General features: G+C 70.5%; 17 protein-coding genes. 6 read left to right on the top strand and 11 right to left on the bottom strand.

All coding sequences use genetic code 11. The features are described 5' to 3' along the window. Positions 1-215 precede the first annotated feature (215 nt). A complete protein-coding gene (locus ABIA36_RS12500; RefSeq protein ID WP_369962725.1) occupies positions 216-1,334 on the bottom strand; it encodes an aminotransferase class V-fold PLP-dependent enzyme in 1,119 nt (372 codons plus the stop codon). Between the two features lie 113 nt (positions 1,335-1,447). Next, complete coding sequence (locus ABIA36_RS12495) at positions 1,448-2,242, bottom strand: isoprenyl transferase (RefSeq protein ID WP_369962724.1); 795 nt, start codon at positions 2,240-2,242, stop codon at positions 1,448-1,450. 71 nt (positions 2,243-2,313) lie between these two features. On the opposite strand from ABIA36_RS12495, the gene ABIA36_RS12490 reads away from it, so the two are divergent. Further along, positions 2,314-3,117: a hemolysin III family protein gene (locus ABIA36_RS12490; protein WP_369962722.1), complete on the top strand. Its 804-nt coding sequence runs from the start codon at positions 2,314-2,316 to the stop codon at positions 3,115-3,117. A gap of 47 nt (positions 3,118-3,164) precedes the next feature. Here ABIA36_RS12490 and ABIA36_RS12485 read toward each other — a convergent pair whose 3' ends face one another. Next, positions 3,165-3,428, bottom strand: coding sequence for a hypothetical protein (locus tag ABIA36_RS12485; protein ID WP_369962721.1), 264 nt, complete (start codon positions 3,426-3,428; stop codon positions 3,165-3,167). A gap of 182 nt (positions 3,429-3,610) precedes the next feature. Between ABIA36_RS12485 and ABIA36_RS12480 the strand changes: the two genes are divergently transcribed. Both ABIA36_RS12480 and greA read left to right on the top strand, forming a co-directional pair. Next, a complete protein-coding gene (locus ABIA36_RS12480; protein ID WP_369962720.1) occupies positions 3,611-4,027 on the top strand; it encodes a DUF4307 domain-containing protein in 417 nt (138 codons plus the stop codon). A 109-nt stretch (positions 4,028-4,136) separates the two neighbouring features. Next, positions 4,137-4,628: a transcription elongation factor GreA gene (gene greA, locus ABIA36_RS12475; protein ID WP_369962719.1), complete on the top strand. Its 492-nt coding sequence runs from the start codon at positions 4,137-4,139 to the stop codon at positions 4,626-4,628. 89 nt (positions 4,629-4,717) lie between these two features. Here the strand turns inward: greA and ilvA are convergent, their stop codons facing one another. Continuing rightward, positions 4,718-5,986, bottom strand: coding sequence for a threonine ammonia-lyase (gene ilvA / locus ABIA36_RS12470; protein ID WP_369962718.1), 1,269 nt, complete (start codon positions 5,984-5,986; stop codon positions 4,718-4,720). Positions 5,987-5,995: 9 nt separating this feature from the next. Further along, positions 5,996-7,300, bottom strand: coding sequence for an AI-2E family transporter (locus ABIA36_RS12465; RefSeq protein WP_369962717.1), 1,305 nt, complete (start codon positions 7,298-7,300; stop codon positions 5,996-5,998). 119 nt (positions 7,301-7,419) lie between these two features. Here ABIA36_RS12465 and ABIA36_RS12460 point away from each other — a divergent pair, with 119 nt between their 5' ends. Continuing rightward, entirely contained in the window at positions 7,420-8,640 is a 1,221-nt protein-coding gene (locus ABIA36_RS12460) for a putative peptidoglycan glycosyltransferase FtsW (RefSeq protein WP_369962716.1), read from the top strand. A gap of 3 nt (positions 8,641-8,643) precedes the next feature. Here ABIA36_RS12460 and ABIA36_RS12455 read toward each other — a convergent pair whose 3' ends face one another. From ABIA36_RS12455 to ABIA36_RS12430, 6 genes are all read right to left on the bottom strand, one after another. Then, positions 8,644-9,231: a hypothetical protein gene (locus tag ABIA36_RS12455; protein WP_369962715.1), complete on the bottom strand. Its 588-nt coding sequence runs from the start codon at positions 9,229-9,231 to the stop codon at positions 8,644-8,646. Between the two features lie 97 nt (positions 9,232-9,328). After that, complete coding sequence (locus ABIA36_RS12450; RefSeq protein WP_369962714.1) at positions 9,329-10,321, bottom strand: hypothetical protein; 993 nt, start codon at positions 10,319-10,321, stop codon at positions 9,329-9,331. 439 nt (positions 10,322-10,760) lie between these two features. Continuing rightward, positions 10,761-11,834: an ABC transporter ATP-binding protein gene (locus tag ABIA36_RS12445; protein WP_369962712.1), complete on the bottom strand. Its 1,074-nt coding sequence runs from the start codon at positions 11,832-11,834 to the stop codon at positions 10,761-10,763. Then, on the bottom strand, positions 11,831-12,667 hold the full coding sequence (locus tag ABIA36_RS12440; protein ID WP_369962711.1) for an ABC transporter permease: 837 nt from the start codon (positions 12,665-12,667) through the stop codon (positions 11,831-11,833). The genes ABIA36_RS12445 and ABIA36_RS12440 overlap by 4 nt, the downstream gene beginning before the upstream one ends. Further along, a complete protein-coding gene (locus ABIA36_RS12435; RefSeq protein WP_369962710.1) occupies positions 12,655-13,632 on the bottom strand; it encodes an ABC transporter permease in 978 nt (325 codons plus the stop codon). Before ABIA36_RS12435 ends, ABIA36_RS12440 begins: the two co-directional genes overlap by 13 nt. Further along, positions 13,611-14,750, bottom strand: coding sequence for an ABC transporter substrate-binding protein (locus ABIA36_RS12430; protein WP_369962708.1), 1,140 nt, complete (start codon positions 14,748-14,750; stop codon positions 13,611-13,613). The genes ABIA36_RS12435 and ABIA36_RS12430 overlap by 22 nt, the downstream gene beginning before the upstream one ends. Before the next feature lie 143 nt (positions 14,751-14,893). Here ABIA36_RS12430 and ABIA36_RS12425 point away from each other — a divergent pair, with 143 nt between their 5' ends. Both ABIA36_RS12425 and ABIA36_RS12420 read left to right on the top strand, forming a co-directional pair. Next, complete coding sequence (locus tag ABIA36_RS12425; protein WP_369962707.1) at positions 14,894-16,126, top strand: winged helix-turn-helix domain-containing protein; 1,233 nt, start codon at positions 14,894-14,896, stop codon at positions 16,124-16,126. A gap of 47 nt (positions 16,127-16,173) precedes the next feature. Next, positions 16,174-16,602, top strand: a complete 429-nt coding sequence (locus ABIA36_RS12420; RefSeq protein WP_369962706.1) for a hypothetical protein — start codon at positions 16,174-16,176, stop codon at positions 16,600-16,602. Positions 16,603-16,662 lie beyond the last annotated feature (60 nt).

Below are 16,662 nucleotides of genomic sequence, written 5' to 3'. Positions count from 1 at the left end.
ACCACTCCCACCCCGCCGCTCCGCTTGCGCTGGAGCCGGCGGATCAATGGCGAGCCGGCCAGTTGGGTCTCGAAACGAACTTATGTGGCCGTCTCGATCGGGCGCCGTGCCCGATGAGTCGAAAGTACGCCGAGCCGCCGACACCGCGCGCTCAGACGGGGGCGTGTCGTGTTTCGTTCAGCCGATCTTCACCCCCAGTTATGGGAGGCGCGGGATCAGGCGGCCGAGGCGTAGGAGGTGAACGCGGCGCGCAGCATGTCCAACGTCTCTTCCGTGGTGCCGGCGTGCACGCTCAGGCGGACGTTCGTGCTCCGCACCTTGGCCGACACCCCGTGGTTGAACAGGGAGGCCGCCAGCACGGTGAGCTGCTCGGGCAGCGGCTCCAGCACGACGATCCCGGCCCGCTCCGCGGGGTTGCGCGACGACACCACCGGCACCGCGAACTCGTCCGCGAGGTCGATCACGCGATCCACGAGGTCGGAGATCGCCGCGGAGATCTCCGCGACGCCCACGGCGGCGACCTCCTCCAGCGCCGCGGCGAAACGCGCCTCGGCGACGAGGTCGGGGTTGGAGACGGTGAAGGCCGCCGCGCCCTTCACCGGTTCGAGCACCTCGTCCCACTGCTCGCCCGCGCCGGCACCGACCCAGCCGCTGAACACGGGCGTCAGGTGCTCGATCGCCCGCTCGCTGAGCGCGACGAAGCCGGTCCCCCAGCCCGCCCTGGTCCATTTCTGGCCACCCGAGACGACGACGTCCGCGACCTCGTAGGGGGCGTCGACCACGCCGAAGCCCTGGATGGCGTCGACGATGAGGAGGCGGTCCCCGATCACCTGACGGATTCCGTCGATGTCCGCGAGGTAGCCGGTGCGCGAGTCGACCAGGCTGACCATCACCGCGCTGGTGGAATCGGTGAGCTGCTCCTTGAGCTGAGCGGGCGTGACCCGGCCGTGGTCGGTCTCCAGCCACACCGGCGTCACCACGCGCATCGCCTGCGCGGCACGCACGGCCGCGTAGGTCACGCTCGGGAACTCCGCCCGCGACAGCAGCACATCGCCGCCGGTGAGCCCGAACGCGGCGTGCATCAGCCCGGTGGAGGCGTTCGGCTGGAACGCGAGCTGCTCGGCCGGGAAGCCGGTCAGCGCGGAGATCGCATCGTGGACGCGGTCGGTCTCGACGTTCATCCGGTCGACGGTTCCGAAGCGCGCCTTGGCGAGCGCCGCGTACTGTCCCAGCGCCTCGGCGTGCACCGTCGCCGACAGCGGCCCCACCCGCCCGTAGTCCAGGTACCCGGGCTCCTCGCCGAACCCCGCCGCGAACTCCTCGATCGTCGTCATCGTGACCTCCGGGGACCATCCTGCCGTCGCACCCGCCGACTACGCGAATTATCTGCGTACTCGGGGGTTTTCAGCGGATTTCGCGCGTACTCGACGGCCTTGGACGGCGGCGGTCAGGAGCCGTAGCGACGGTGGCGGCGCGAGAAGTCGCGCATCGCGCGCAGGAAGTCGACCTCGCGCAGGTCCGGGCCGAGCGCCTCCACGAAGTAGAACTCGCTGTGGGCGCTCTGCCAGAGCATGAAGTCGCTCAGCCGCTGCTCGCCAGAGGTGCGGATGACCAGGTCGGGATCGGGCTGGCCTCCCGTGTAGAGGTGCTCGCCGATGAGGTCGGGCGTGAGGAGGTCGGCCAGCGTCTCCAGGCTGCCGCCCTCGGCGGAGTGCGCGGCGACGATGCTGCGCATGGCGTCCGTGATCTCCTTGCGGCCGCCGTAGCCGACCGCGAGGTTGATGTGCAGCCCGGTGTTGCCCGCCGTGCGCTTCTCGGCGTCGGCCAGCGCGGCGACCAGGGGTTCCGGGAGGCCGGTCGAGGAGCCGACGTGCTTGACCCGCCAGTCGCGGTAGCGGGAGAGGTCGTCGGCGAGCTCGGCGATGATCTCGATCAGGTCGGAGAGCTCGGAGCTCGGCCGGTTGGTGAGGTTGTCCGACGACAGCAGGTAGAGCGTCACCACTTCGATGCCGAGGTCGTCGCACCACTCCAGGAACTCGCGCATCTTCGCCGCGCCGGCGCGGTGGCCGTGCGCGACCGTCGTCATCCCCACCTGACGCGCCCAGCGCCGGTTGCCGTCGATGATCATCGCGACGTGCCGTGGCAGCGACTCCGGGCCGAGGCCGGCGATGTCCCGGCGCAGCCGCTTCTGGTACAGGCCGTAGAGCAACCCGTTGGCCGTCTCGGAACTGCGTCTGCTCACGCAGCTACGTTAGCGCCCCCGGCCCGCGCGGTTCTCAGCATCCGACCACCCGTCTCCCCTACTCTTGCTCCATGACTGCGCGAAACGCCCCCGAACCCGAGGACGTCGCTGAGATGCTCGCCGAGCCGGTCGCCGACCTCCCGGCCGCCGACGCCGCCGTCAAGGAGGACGAGTCGCGCGGGCCGCTCCTGCCGAACATCCCGCTCCTGGACGCCTCCCCCGCCAACCCGGCCGAGGTCAAGCCCACCTGGCGCGGCTGGATCCACGCCGGCACGTTCCCGGTGACCATCGCCGCGGGCATCGTGCTGATCTCCCTCGCGCACGGCGGCCCCGCCAAGTGGGCGTCGGCCGTGTTCATGCTGACCTCGATGCTGCTGTTCGGGAACTCGGCGCTCTACCACCGCTTCAACTGGCGGCCGCGCACCAAGATCGTGCTCAAGCGCATCGACCACACCAACATCTTCCTGCTGATCGCCGGCACTTACACGCCGCTCGCCGTGCTCGCCCTCCCATCGCAGAAAGGCATCCTGCTGCTCTGCATCGTGTGGGGCGGCGCGCTGCTCGGCATCGGCTTCCGGGTGTTCTGGATCAACGCGCCGCGCTGGCTGTACGTGCCGATCTACCTGCTGCTCGGCTGGGCGGCGATGATGTACATCGTCGACCTGCTGAACGCCAACGTGGCGATGATGGTGCTGGTCTGCGTCGGCGGGGTGTTCTACACGATCGGCGCGGTCATCTACGGCATGAAGAAGCCGAACCCGTTCCCCGGGGTGTTCGGGTTCCACGAGATCTTCCACACGCTGACGGTGCTGGCGTTCCTCTGCCACTGGACCGCGACGCTGCTGATCGCGATGCACCCCGCTTACAACGGCTGACGCCGGGGCCTTCAGCGGCTGACGCCGCAGCCCGCCGCAGCCGGAGGTCAGGGCCGGGAGTCGCCGTCCGCGTCGTCCTGGCGCTCGCCGTTCTCCGCGTCCAGCTTCTCCGCGATCTCCGCGCGGTACCGCACCCGGCGGATGCGCCGCGTCATGTCGAGGATCAGCAGCACCGCCGCGACCGCGATCAGGAAGGTGACGGTGAAGCCGACGACGCCGGGCGTGACGGAGTCGTCGCTCGGGCCGGAGGTCGGCGACGGCGTCGGAGTCGCGGCCAGCCACACGCCCGCCTTCAGCAGCAGCTCCCCCATCACACGGCCTCCGCGGACACGGTGGACAGGTCGTTGTGGCGCATGGCGGACTTCGCTTTCGGATCGCGTTGTTCAGGAGTCGCGAAGCGCGATTCACAGCTTCGTCTCCTAGTCTTGTCCCAGCCTACCGTCGCCCCGACGGCGGGCCTGAACCAAGCCCTCGAGAGGCGGACGGCGAGTACATGGCACGCGTGACCGAGGCGCCGTCCGAGACCCTCGAATCCCGCTACGGCCGCACCCCGAGCCGCCGCCGCCGCGACCGGTGGCTGCTGATCGGCGGCGCCGTCGCCGTCCTCGCGGTGGTGACCGCCTGGGTGTTCTGGGCCGGCTGGGACAACAACCAGGCCGACCTGCAGGCCACGGACACCGCGTACGTGATCCCCGACGCCCACCACGTGCGGATCACCTTCACCATCAACGCCCAGCCCGGCACCGGCGTCACCTGTGCGATCCAGGCCCTCAATGACGACTACGCGATCGTGGGCTGGCGGATCGTGAGCTACCCCGGCTCGGATTCCCGCGTCACGACGCACACCGAGACGATCCGGACCATCACCCAGAGCAACACCGGTTTGATTAACACCTGCTGGCTGACCTAACATTCTCTGGATACGCCCCGGCCGAGGCCGGGGCGTCTACTTTACCCACCGGTACCAGCCGGCCATCAGCCGAAGCGGCGAATGCCGCCCAGGCGCGAAGGAGTTCATCATGTCCCAGGAGTCTCAGGTCACGTTTCTGACCCAGGACGCGTACGACCGTCTCTCGGCCGAACTCGAGGAGCTCAGCGTCAACGGCCGTAACGAGATCGCGAAGCGCATCGAGGCGGCCCGCGAGGAGGGCGACCTCAAGGAGAACGGCGGCTACCACGCCGCCAAGGACGAGCAGGGCAAGATCGAGGCCCGCATCGTGCAGCTCACCAACCTGCTGCGCAGCGCCACGGTCGGCGAGGCGCCGGAGAGCCACGGCGTCGTGGAGCCGGGAACCGTCATCACCGCGACCATCGCCGGCGACGAGAGCGTCTTCCTGATCGGCAACCGCGAGATCGCGGCCGGCACCGACCTCCCCGTCTACAGCGAGCAGAGCCCGCTCGGCGCCGCCATCCTCGGCCTCAAGGTCGGCGACAAGACGGAGTACACCGCCCCGAACGGCCGTCAGATCCCCGTCGCCATCACCAACGTCGAGACCTACACCGGGCACTGAGCGGCCAGTACGCCCGAATTCAGACCCGAACCCCCAGCGAATAACCTGGCCGCCGAGTACGCAGACAATCTGCGTACTCGGCGGTTTTTTCATTCCTCTTCGAGCACCGGGTCGTACCCGGCGGAGCGGAGCACCTGGATGACCTGCTGACGGTGCTCCCTGCCGCGGGTCTCCACGGAGACATCCAGCTCGACCTGGCTGAGCTGGAGCCCGCTGCCGTGCCGCGTGTGCAGCACCTCCACCACGTTGGCGTTGACGCCGGCGAGGATCTCGGCGATGCGCGCCAGCTGCCCGGGCCGGTCGGGGAGCATGATCGAGAGCCGCAGGTAGCGGTCGGAGGCCGCCAGGCCGTGGGCGATGACGCGCTGCATCAGCAGCGGGTCGATGTTGCCGCCGGAGAGGATCGCGACGACCGGCCCGGCCGCGTCGTCCACCGGGACGAGGCCCGCGAGGATCGCGGCCACGCCGACCGCGCCGGCCGGCTCGACCACGAGCTTCGCGCGCTCCAGCAGCACCAGCAGTGCGCGGGCGATGTCGTCCTCGGTGACGGTGACCACGGCGTCCACCGCCTCGCGGATGATCTCGAAGTTCAGGATGCCCGGCTTGCTGACCGCGATGCCGTCGGCGATGGTCGCCACGAGGCCGATCTCGGTCGGCTCGCCCGCGGCGAGCGAGGCCGGGTAGGCGGCGGCGTTGGCCGCCTGCACGCCGATCACCCGGACGGTGCGCCCCTCTCGGGCCGCTCGCTGCTTGACCGCGCTCGCCACACCCGAGATGAGGCCGCCACCGCCGATCGGCACGACGATCGTGTCGACGTCGGGCACCTCGTCGAAAATCTCGAGCCCCAGGGTCCCCTGACCGGCGATCACGTCCGGGTGGTCGAACGGCGGGATGAGCACCGCTCCCGTCTCGGCGGCGAAGTCGGCGGCCGCGCGCAGCGTCTCGTCCACGATGCTGCCGCTGAGCACGACGTCCGCGCCGTACGCGCGGGTCGCCTGGAACTTGGGGATGGCCACGCCCACCGGCATGAAGATCGTGGCGTGGATGCCGAGCTCGCGGGCGGCGAAGGCGACGCCCTGCGCGTGGTTGCCCGCGGAGGCGGCGACGACGCCGCGTGCCCGCTCCGCGGCGGTCAGCTTGGAGAGCCGGTTGTACGCGCCGCGGATCTTGTACGACCCGGTGCGCTGCAGGTTCTCGCACTTGAGGATGACCGGGGCGCCGAGCACATCGGTCAGGTAGCGGGAGGTCTCCAGCGGCGTGGGCTGCGCGACCCGGGCCACGATCGCGCGCGCCGCCTGAATCTCGTCCAGGGCGGGGCCGGCGAACGGGGTGCGCGTCGGATCGGTCGCGGTATCCACTCGCACAGCCTACTCGTGGTCGTATACCGCTGACTGTATGCGACGGCTGCGCCCACGCGTCCGCCGGGGCCGGGGAACGGTCTCCCAGATCGCACCCTCAGGAGCCGCGGTGGCCTCCGGAGGCCGCGACCGCCAGGCTCCCGACGACACGTAGTGCACCATCACGTTGAGCACCGCGACGAACGGGACCGCGAAGAGCGCGCCGGGGATCCCGGCCAGCAGCGAGCCCGCGGCGACCGCCAGGACGACCGCGAGCGGGTGCACCTTCACCGCCGTCCCCATGATCAGCGGCTGGAGGACGTGCCCCTCGACCTGCTGCACGACCAGCACGACGGCGAGCATGATGAGCGCGAAGACCCAGCCCTTGAAGACGAGCGCGACGAACACGGCGATCGCACCGGTGAGCACCGCGCCGACGATCGGGATGAACGACCCGAGGAAGACCAGCACGGCGATCGGCAGCACCAGCGGCAGGCCGAGGAAGAACGCGCCGAGGCCGATGCCGAGCGCGTCGATGGAGGCGACGAGCACCTGCACCTTGGCGAAGTTCCGGAGGGTCAGCCAGCCGGCCTGTCCCGCGCCGTCGACCGCGGCCCGGGCGTTCTTCGGGAAGATCCGCACGATCCAGCCCCAGATGCTGCGGCCGTCGATGAGGATGAACAGCACGCTGAACACCGTCAGCAGAGCGCCGGTCAGCACGTGGCCCAGCGTGGAGCCGATCGAGAGCGCCCCGGAGATGTAGACCTGGCTGTCCTTCTGCAACGACGACCAGAGCGACTGGAACGCCTCGTCGAGCTGGACCGTGGTGAGACCGAGCGGGCCGGTGGTCAGCCAGCTCCGGAACTGGTCGAACGCCGCCACCGATTGGGCCTGGAGGTCGTGGCTCTCGCGCGTGACCTGCCAGATCGCGACGGAGAACAGGCCGCCGACGACCACGATCAGCGTCAGCAGCGTGGTGAGGATCGCCAGCCAGCGCGGCCAGCGGTGACGGACCAGGAGGTCCTTGAACGGGACGAGCAGGGCGCCGAGGAGCACTGCGATCAGGACCGGGACGACGATCAGACTGAGCTGGACGACGAGGAAGACCACGACCGCGATGACGGCGCCGATGACCAGCAGCCGCCACGACCAGGCCCCGGCCAGGCGGACGCCGCGCGGGAGGGAGGCGTCGATCGGGGCGGTGTCGCCGGCCCTCGGCCCGGTGCTCGACGCCACGCTCGACTCCGCGCCCGACTCGATGTCGCGGCGACGCCTCAGAAAGCGCGCCCGGGCCCGCGGGGCGGACGGACTCTGCGGAGCGTCGCTCTCTGCCATGCCCGCCAGTCTAGGTGGGCGTCGGCGCCGTTCCTGTGGAAACGCTCAGGGAATCCGGGAGGCCGGTGCGGCCCGCCCTCCCGCGTCGCCACGCCGCCCTAGTCTGTGGCCGATCCCTCATGACTGCACCACCGCTCCACCCCGCCACGCCTGCCACCACCACCACCGGACGCCGGCTCCTGCTCCGCCTCCCTCCGAACTGGCGGCCGCCGTCGCGGCTCGGGACGGCGCTGATCGCCGTCGTCTTGTTCCTGGTCGTGTTCGGCCTCCTGATGGTGCTCTCGTCGTCGTCGATCGAGTCGCACGCCGACGGCAACGGGTTCTTCGGGCGGTTCTGGTCGCAGTGGGTCTTCTGCGGCGTCGGGATCGGCCTGCTGCTGCTCGTCCCCGCCCTGTCGCGGCGCACCATCCAGCGGGCGGCGACCGTGCTGCTGCTCGTGGCGTGTGTCCTCCAGCTCCTGGCGATCACGACTCCGCTCGGTGTGCAGATCGGCGACAACACGAACTGGATCCGGCTCGGCCCGGTCACCGGTCAGCCGTCGGAGGGGATCAAGCTCGGTCTGGCCGTCTGGCTCGGCACGGCGCTGGGCGCGCGCGGCGTCGACCCCGCGGACGGCCGCACCCTGGCCCGGCGGACGCTGCCCGTCGTCCTCCCCGCGCTGCTCCTGGTGCAGCTCGGCGGCGACCTCGGCACGACCGTCGTCATGGCCGCCTTCACCCTCGGCGCCTGCTACTTCGCGGGCGCGCGCCTGCGGCACATCGGCCTCGCGCTCGGCGTCGTCGCGATCGCCGCGCTGCTCCTGGCACTGTCGAGCGAGACCCGCCGGGGCCGCGTCTTCGCGTTCTTCGGCGGCACGAGCTCGGTCAACCCGGACGTGGACTGGCAGGTGAACAACGCGCACTACGCGCTGGCGACGGGCCGGCTCTGGGGCGTCGGCCTCGGCAACTCGCACGCGAAGTGGTCGTGGCTGCCCTCCGCCGACACCGACTTCATCTTCGCGGTGATCGGCGAGGAGCTGGGCCTGCTCGGCGCCGCCCTCGTCCTCGCGCTGTTCGCGGCGCTCGGCCTGATCATGGTGGCGATCGTGCGCACCACGCCTGACCCGGTGGCCCGCGTCACCACCGGCACCGTGCTGGTCTGGCTCGTCTTCCAGGCGTTCGTGAACATCGCCGTCGTGCTCGGGCTGCTGCCGGTGCTCGGCGTGCCGCTGCCGTTCATCTCGGCCGGCGGCACCGCGATGGTCGCTTCCCTCGCCGCGACGGGGGTGGTGCTCTCGTTCACGCGCGCGGAACGGCCGGAGCGCGCGATCACCGGACCGCGCGCTCCGCTCGTGGGATAGCCGTCAGGGTTCGAACACCAGCGGCGGATACTCGATGGAGGTCGAGAACCACTGCCAGCCCGGCCCCGCGGATGTCTGCTGGATCGAGGCGTAGGTCACCTGGCCCGGCGGGACGTTGCTGAGGCCGACCGAGACCGAGACGTTGCCGTTGACGGTCTTCACGCCCGCGCCGGTCACGGTGCCCGCTCCCGCGTAGCCTCCCACCGAGAGCGACACCGGGCCGCTGGTGGCGATGAGGAACTCGATGACATAGCTCGCGACCGCCGTCGCTCCGTAGGCTCCGGGGTCGAAGTGCACGGAGACGCCCGGTCCGCCGGACGGCACCTGCCGGAAGCTGAACGACGCGTACGGCGTGCCGGTGGTGTCGGTCTGCAGGATGTCGGACGCGATCAGCGTCAGGTTGGTGCGGCCCTTCCCGACCGTGTGGGTCGGACTGATGGTGTCGATGGGGAAGAAGAAGGGCGGCCAGTGCAGGATGTCGCCCGGTCGGATCCGAGTGAGCACGTCGCTCGGCGAGAGGGTCTTCACGAAGGATGAGGGGTCGATGGCGTCTGTGTACTCGGCGTCCGCCCCCGGGACGATGCCAGACATGAGGATTACTCTACTGACGCCGCCCCGGGTGTGCGACCGTGCCTGCACGGACCCCGGAGAGGAGGAGCACCGGACACCCCTCCCCTCCGCCGAGCGGTCAGCGGCTCGTCGGCCGACGCCGGAGAATGGCGACGATGACCACGCCCGCCACCGCGAGGAACCCCGCAGTGCCCGCGAGCACACCGGTCCAGGCGCCGTCCGAACCGGTCGCGGCGAGCCGGCCGCCAGTCGCCTTCACAGTGCTGTCGGTCACCGTCACGGTGGGCTGCTTCACTCCGTCCGATCCGTTCGGCTCGGGGGCGGGAGTCACGATGTCGCCCTCTTCCTCGTCGGGCTCGAGTCCCTCATCCGCCATCGGCACGACGTGCACGATGATCGAGCGCTGGACGGCCTGCAGCCCGCTTTGATCCTGCGCGGTGAGGATCAGGATGTAGTCGCCCAGCGCGGTCGGGGTCCAGTCGAACGTGGCGGTCGCCGGATTGCCCGCTACCGGATTGAGAACCGCGCCCGTCGGCAGCTGAAGGATGGCGAGGGTCACGATGTCGCCGACATCCGGATCCGACGCCTGGATCCCGAAGGAGACGGGGAAGCCGATGGCGACCGAGATCTCGGTGCCGTCCGCCGGTGTGGGGGCGTCGAAGACCGGTGCGGCATTGCTCACATCGTCGGACAGGCGAATGAAGAAGTCGATCGGCAGAGTCGCCACCAGAACCCCACCCACGTACTCTTCGACGACGACCTGCGTGGAGTAGAACGAGAAACCGGTGGCATTCACGCGCGCTCCCGTGGTGTCCCAGGTGTAGACACCGGTGACGGGGTCGATCTCCGCCGCCGACAGCGCGTGGGGAGGGCCCGGCTGCGATACGACGCCCGACTCTGCGGACGTCGCCATCCGATAGCGGAGCTCTGACCCGGGCGTACCACCGATCGCGGGGATGCGGAACGCACACACAGCTCCGATCGGGCAGTCGACGATGGGCGAGATCGCACTGCTGGGACTGGCCTGCGCCTTGACGAGATCGACCGTGGTCGTGAGGATGCTGGAACCGTCGCCGTTGTTGATGTGCGCAGGGACGAAAGTCGACAGCAATCGCTGAATCTCACGGAGAATGGGCCCTCGGTCGCGTACTCATGCGTGAGCGTGGTTTCCGCCGTCAGCACATCGTTGACGCTGTCCAGGGTGCTGACGGTGAATCGGACGAGCCCCACGGTCGCCCCATCGCCGTAGCTGAGGCTTCCCGCGGAGATCGTGGCCCCGGGCGCTGCGGAGATGAAGGCGCTCGCGCGGGTCGAGAGGGTGAGATGGAACATCACAGTGTTCCCGGTCGTGACGTGCCACTCGATCTGGTCGGCTCGGTAGTGCGTGGCCTGGGCCGTTTCGTTCGACGCCGCGAGGCCGCCTGCGGCGAGGAGCAGGCCGGTGAACGTGCCCACGGCGGCGAGGGCGATGGCGCGAAGGCGCCGCCCTCTCGTTTTGGTGCTGGTGATCATGCACCAAATTGTATGGCGTCAGACCGACATTTCAATTTCTATCGTGAGATTCCAGTGTCTTTCGCGACGGTGACCGGGGTACCCGAGAGCACGAGGTGCACGCGCTCTCCGGGTGTGGGCAGGTCGCGCGCGCTGTGCTGGACGGCCAGCTCCGATCCGTCCACCAGCCGAACGCGCGTGCGCCGCAGCGCGCCGAGGAAGCTGGTCGTGAGCACCTCCGCCGGCACCCCCTCCGGAGCGAGCAGCACGTCCTCCGGCCGCACGAAGGCGGTCACCTGGCCGTCGGCGACCGGCGCGGCGAGCGGGACGGTCTGCCCGAGCACCCGCAGCGCACCGCCGGAGACGACACCGGGAACCCGGTTGGTCAGCCCCACGAACTCCGCCACGAACGCGGTCGCCGGCCGGTGGTACAGCTCCTCCGGCGTGCCGATCTGCTCGATCGCGCCCGCGCGCATGACCGCGACCCGGTCGGCGACGGCGAGCGCCTCCTCCTGGTCGTGCGTCACGAAGAAGGTCGTGATCCCGAGCTCGGTCTGGAGGCGGCGGATCTCCTCGCGGAGCTGCACGCGCACCTTCGCGTCCAGTGCCGACAGCGGCTCGTCGAGCAGCAGCACCCGCGGTTCGGTGACCAGTGCGCGGGCGAGCGCCACGCGCTGCTGCTGGCCGCCGGAGAGCTGGTGGGCGTAGCGGTCGGCATGGTGGTCGAGCCCCACGAGCTCCAGCGCCTCCGCCGCGCGACGCCGCCGTTCACCGGCGGCGACCTTGCGCATCCGGAGCCCGAACTCGACGTTCTGGCCGGAGGTCAGGTGCGGGAACAGCGAGTACGACTGGAACACCATCCCCAGGTCGCGCCGGTTGGTCGGCTCGTCGGTGACGTCGCGGCCGTCGATGACGACGCGGCCGGAGTCGACGCGCTCCAGCCCGGCGAGCGCCCGCAACGCGGTGGTCTTGCCGCAGCCGGAGGGCCCAAGCAGGGCGATGAACTCCCCCGGGCGCGCCGCCAGCGAGAACCCGGCGAGGCCGGCGCCGCCGCCGAAGTCGCGCACGACCCCGTCCAGTTCGACGGTAGAGCCGACCCGGGAGCCGGCGACAGTGGATTCGAGGACGGTCATGGGGTGCCTTTCACGGGACGCCGCGCACGGCGGCGGGCGCCGACGACACGGTCGACGACGACGAGGAGGACGAACGCGAACACCAGCGCCAGCAGCGCGAAGATGACCGCGACGAACGGATCGGACTGGGAGACCAGCAGCAGCGAGGTCTGCAGGTTCACCCGGCTGAGCAGGGACGCGATCGTGAATTCGCCGAGAACGACGGCGACGGAGAGCGCGGAGGCGGCGAGGATGCCGCGGCGCAGGTTCGGCGTCAGCACCCGCCAGAACACCGCGCCCCAGCCGGCGCCGAGGGAGCGGGCGGCCTCGCTCAGCGTCACCAGGTCGACCGCCGCGACGTTGCTCTGGATGGCGCGGTAGGCGAACGGGAGCACGGTGATGCCGTAGGCGAACGCCAGCGTCCACGCCCCCGATCCGAAGATCGAGGTCACGACCGCGTAGGTCGGCGCCAGGCCCACCACCATCACGATCGCCGGGATCATGATCGGCAGCAGGCAGACGGCCTCCAGCAGGCGTCGCAGCTGGGGAAAGCGCAGCTCGACCAGCACGATGGTCGGCAGCAGCACCAGCAGGACGATCGCCACCGTGACGACGGCGAGCACGAGCGAGTTGCCGAGCCCCTGGTACACGCGGTCGTAGAGCGTGGTCCCGCCGCTGAACACGCCGGCCCAGCGGTCGAAGCTGTACACCCCGGGCTTCGCCGTGCGCAGCGTGAACTCCAGCATCGAGAACAGCGGGATGAGGAAGAACGCGCCGAGGACCACCCAGATCACCGTGCGCACGACCGGGCCCGGCCCGAGCCGGAGCGGAGCGCCGCCGCTCACCGCTGCCACCGCGCGGTCCGGCGCACGAGCGCCGAGTAGGCGAGCATCACGAGGATCATCACCACGAGCATCCCGAGCGCCATCGAGCCGGCCAGGTTCGCGCGGCCGAGCACGGTCTCGGAGATGAGGGCCTGGCGGATCTGCAGCGACACGATGTTGTTGGCCTGGCCGACGAGGGCGGCGGCCGTCGCGTACGACGAGAAGGCGTTGGCGAACAGCAGGAGCAGGCTGCCGAGGAACGACGGCAGCAGGATCGGGCCGCCGACCCGGGTCCAGTAGGTCCAGCGCGTGCCGCCGAGCGTGGCGGTCGCCTCCAGCCACTGCGGGCGCAGGCCCTCCAGCGCCGGGAGGAAGGTGATGACCATGAGCGGGATCTGGAAGTACAGGTACGGGAGGATGAGGCCAGGCACCGTGTAGAGCCAGACGCCGTTCGCGTAGATGTTCACGTGGAAGGCGTTGCGCAGCAGCACGGTCACCAGGCCCTGCGCGCCGATGGTGGCGATGAAGGCGAACGCCAGCATCACGCCGCCGAACTGGGCGAGCACGCTGCTGGCGGAGTCGACGAGCGAGCGTCCGACGCCGCCCGGCCGGGAGCCCAGCATGGCGAAGCAGAGCGCGGCTCCGGCGACCGCGCCGACGACGGCGGTCACCGCGGAGAGCCAGAAGGCGCCGAAGAACGACCCGGCGATGGCGGGCTCCGCGAGGCCGGTGATGTTGGACCAGGTGAAGCGGCCATCGCCGTCCACGAAGCCGCTCCCCACCGCGACCAGCGTGGGCACGGCGAGGAAGACGACGACGTAGAGGGCGAACGGGGTCAGGCCGAGCGCGGCGGCGAGGCCGCGGCGCCGGCGGCCGGAACCAGGTGCGGGCGCCGACGACGGCTGCCGCCGGGAGTCGCTCGAGACGATCCCGGCGGCAGCGTCGGCCAGCGGTGTGGCGATGGTCTCCGTCATCAACCGACCGCGTTGGCCCACTTGGCGTTGAGGAGCGTGCCGGCGTCGGTGGCCTGCTTGTCCGTCATCACGGCCGTCTTGTCGAGCTTGCCCGGGAAGTCCTTGGTGTCGAGCGTTCCGGCCTTCTCCATGGCGTCGACGCGGACCGGGTAGGCGCCGCCCTTCAGCCAGGCGTTCTGGGCGGCGTCGCTGTAGAGGTACTCCTCCCAGAGGCGCGCGGCCGCGGGGTGCGGCGCGTCCTTGTTAATGGCCTGGTTGTAGTAGCCGACGTACGCGGTGCCCGGGAGGACGACGTACTTCCAGTTCACGCCGCCCGACTTGATGGTGGCGGAGGTGGTGTAGCCCTTCTGGTTGAACGACCAGTCGAGCAGCACAGGGGTCTCGCCGGAGGCGATGGTGTTCGGCTTGCCGTCGGCGGCGTTCCAGTTGCCCGCGGCCTTCAGCTTGGTGAACCAGTCGATGCCCGGGGTCAGGTCGTCCAGCGTTCCGCCGTTCTGGAGGTCGGCGTAGGCGACCGCGCCGGCCGCGGCTGCGGCCTGGGTCGGGTTGCCGTTGAGCGCGACGGCGCCCTTGAACTCGGGCTTCAGCAGGTCGGAGAACTTCTTCGGCGCGGTCTTGATCTTGTTCGCGTCGTAGCCGACGGACATGACGCCGTAGTAGCCGACCTTCCAGAGGCCGTCCTTGTCCTTCTGCGCGGCCGGGATGTCATCGAAGCCGGTCGGCTTGTAGGGGGCGAAGTACTGCGTGTTCGCCAGCGCCACCGACGAGCCGATGTCGAAGGTGTCCGGAGCGGTGTCCTGGCCCTTCAGCTTCTTGGCGGCGTCGATCTCCTCCTGGCTGGAGGCGCTGTCCTGGCTCGGGTTGATCGTGATGCCGTACTTCTTGGTGAAGCCGTCGAAGATCTCCTGGTAGTTGGCCCAGTCGCCGGGCGTGGCGATGATGTTGAGGCTGCCCTCCTTCTTCGCGGCGGCGACCAGGGCCGACATGCCGCCGGCGGAGGCGACGTCGGTGGCCGAGGCGGCCGAGGTGGCGGCGGCGGTGGTGCTGGCGCCGGCGCCGCCGGAGCAGGCGGCGAGCGAGAGGGCGACGACGGTCGCCGCTGCGGCGAGTCCGGCGACGCGGGCGCGCGTGGTGATCACGGAATGTCCTCCAGGTCGGGTTGAGGGCCGGGCTGTGCGACCCGGCTCCTCGCCACGGTATGGAGGCTGGGATACGAGTGGCCCAGCGGGGAGTGACCATCGGGTGAACGAGGGGTGTCGGACGTTGCCGCTAAGGTCGATCCGTGGTCGAACAGCTCTCCCCCGCCCTCGCGCGCCGCATCGCGCTCGCCGCCCAGGGCTTCGGGCGCCCGCGCCCGGCCTTGGTGGGAACGCGGCAGCTCAACGGGCTGATCGACCGGCTCAACCTGCTGCAGATCGACTCGGTCAACGTGTTCGAGCGCAGCCACTACCTCCCGGCGTTCGCGCGGCTGGGAGCGTATGACCGCAGCCTGCTCGACCGGCTGACGTTCGACGCGCGCGGCCCGCACACCGAGTACTGGGCGCACGAGGCCGCCTTCGTGCGCAAGGAGGACTGGTCGCTGTTCGGGTGGCGCATGCGCCGGTACCGGGAGCGCTACGCCACGGGCAACGCCTGGTTCGCCGCCCACGAGACCACCCTGTCCTGGCTGCGCAGCGAGCTCGCCGCCAAGGGCCCGCTCGCCGCGAGCGAGATCGAGCACGACGCCAACCGGCGTTCCGGGCCGTGGTGGGGCTGGTCGGAGGTCAAGCGCGCCCTGGAGCGGATGTTCCTGTTCGGGGAGGTCGCCATCGCCGGCCGCACGCGCTTCCAGCGCCGCTACGGACTGGTGGAGGACGTCCTCCCGGCGAGCGTGCTCGACCGCACGGTGGACGACGCCGACGCCATCCGCGAGCTGCTGCGCCGTTCGGTCGTCGCCCACGGCATCGGCACGCTCCGCGACTTCGCGGACTACTACCGGCTGAAAGGCCCGGCCGTCGCGGTGGCGATGGAGGAGCTGGCCGACGCCGGCGAGGTCATCCCGGTGCAGGTGAAGGGCTGGACCGGGGCGGGCGACCGGCCCGTGAAGGCCTGGATCCACCGCGACGCCCGGAAACCCCGGAGCATCGACGCCACCGCGCTGCTGTCGCCGTTCGACCCGGTGGTCTGGTTCCGCGACCGGGCGCTGCGGATGTTCGGCTTCCACTACCGCATCGAGATCTATACGCCCGCCCCGCAGCGGGTCTACGGCTATTACTCGCTGCCCATTCTGCTGGACGACGAGCTGGTCGGCCGCATCGACCTGAAGAGCGACCGGCAGGCCGGGGTGCTGCGGGTGCAGTCCGCGTGGACGGAGGCCGGCGACGGCGGCCGGGTGGCCGAGCGCCTGGTCCCCCTGCTCGGAGAGACGGCGGCCTGGCAGGGCCTCGGCGGTGTGGAGGTCGCAGCCGGCGCGCGCGGCGACCTCGCGCCCATGGTCGCCGCGGAGCTGCCCCGGCTCGGGCGCGCCGGCATCTGAGGACCGTCTCTCGCGGGGAGACCCGGTGCGGGGGTAAGGTGCGGGGCATGAGTTCACCGCTGGAGTACCTGGACGCCGACGACGCCGACGAGGCCGACTTCGAACAGCCCATGCGCGAGCTCTTCGCCTACCGCGACGGCGAACGCTGGCTCGACGGCATCGTGACCGGGGTCAAACGGGGCGCGGACGGCCGCGCGCACGTCCAGTTCGACAACCGGATGTGGGTGACGACCGACGACGTGCGCGAGTCCAGCCACTACATCGCGGTGCTGCTGAACCCCGACTCCTCGGTCTACGCGGAGGTCATCGCCGGCTACCGCGACGGTGCCCCCGCCGAGCTCATCCGCGACATCGACGTGATCGACGGCGCGAACAACGCCGGCACCGAGTGGCGCCCCCTCGACGAGCCCGCCGTCGGCACCCGCGTCCGCTACCGTTACACCGGCACAGCCGAACTCGAGGCCGCCGAGGCCTGACCCCGCGCGCCCACGCACGCAGCCAGCCAGCTCTTCCTCACTTTCTCCCGCAACACGCCG

The organism is Leifsonia sp. EB34 (genome assembly GCF_041260585.1).
In the GTDB taxonomy this organism is placed as follows: domain Bacteria; phylum Actinomycetota; class Actinomycetes; order Actinomycetales; family Microbacteriaceae; genus Leifsonia.
Note: the sequence above shows the minus strand (reverse complement) of the source record. Positions and strands in the feature narration are given on the sequence as shown.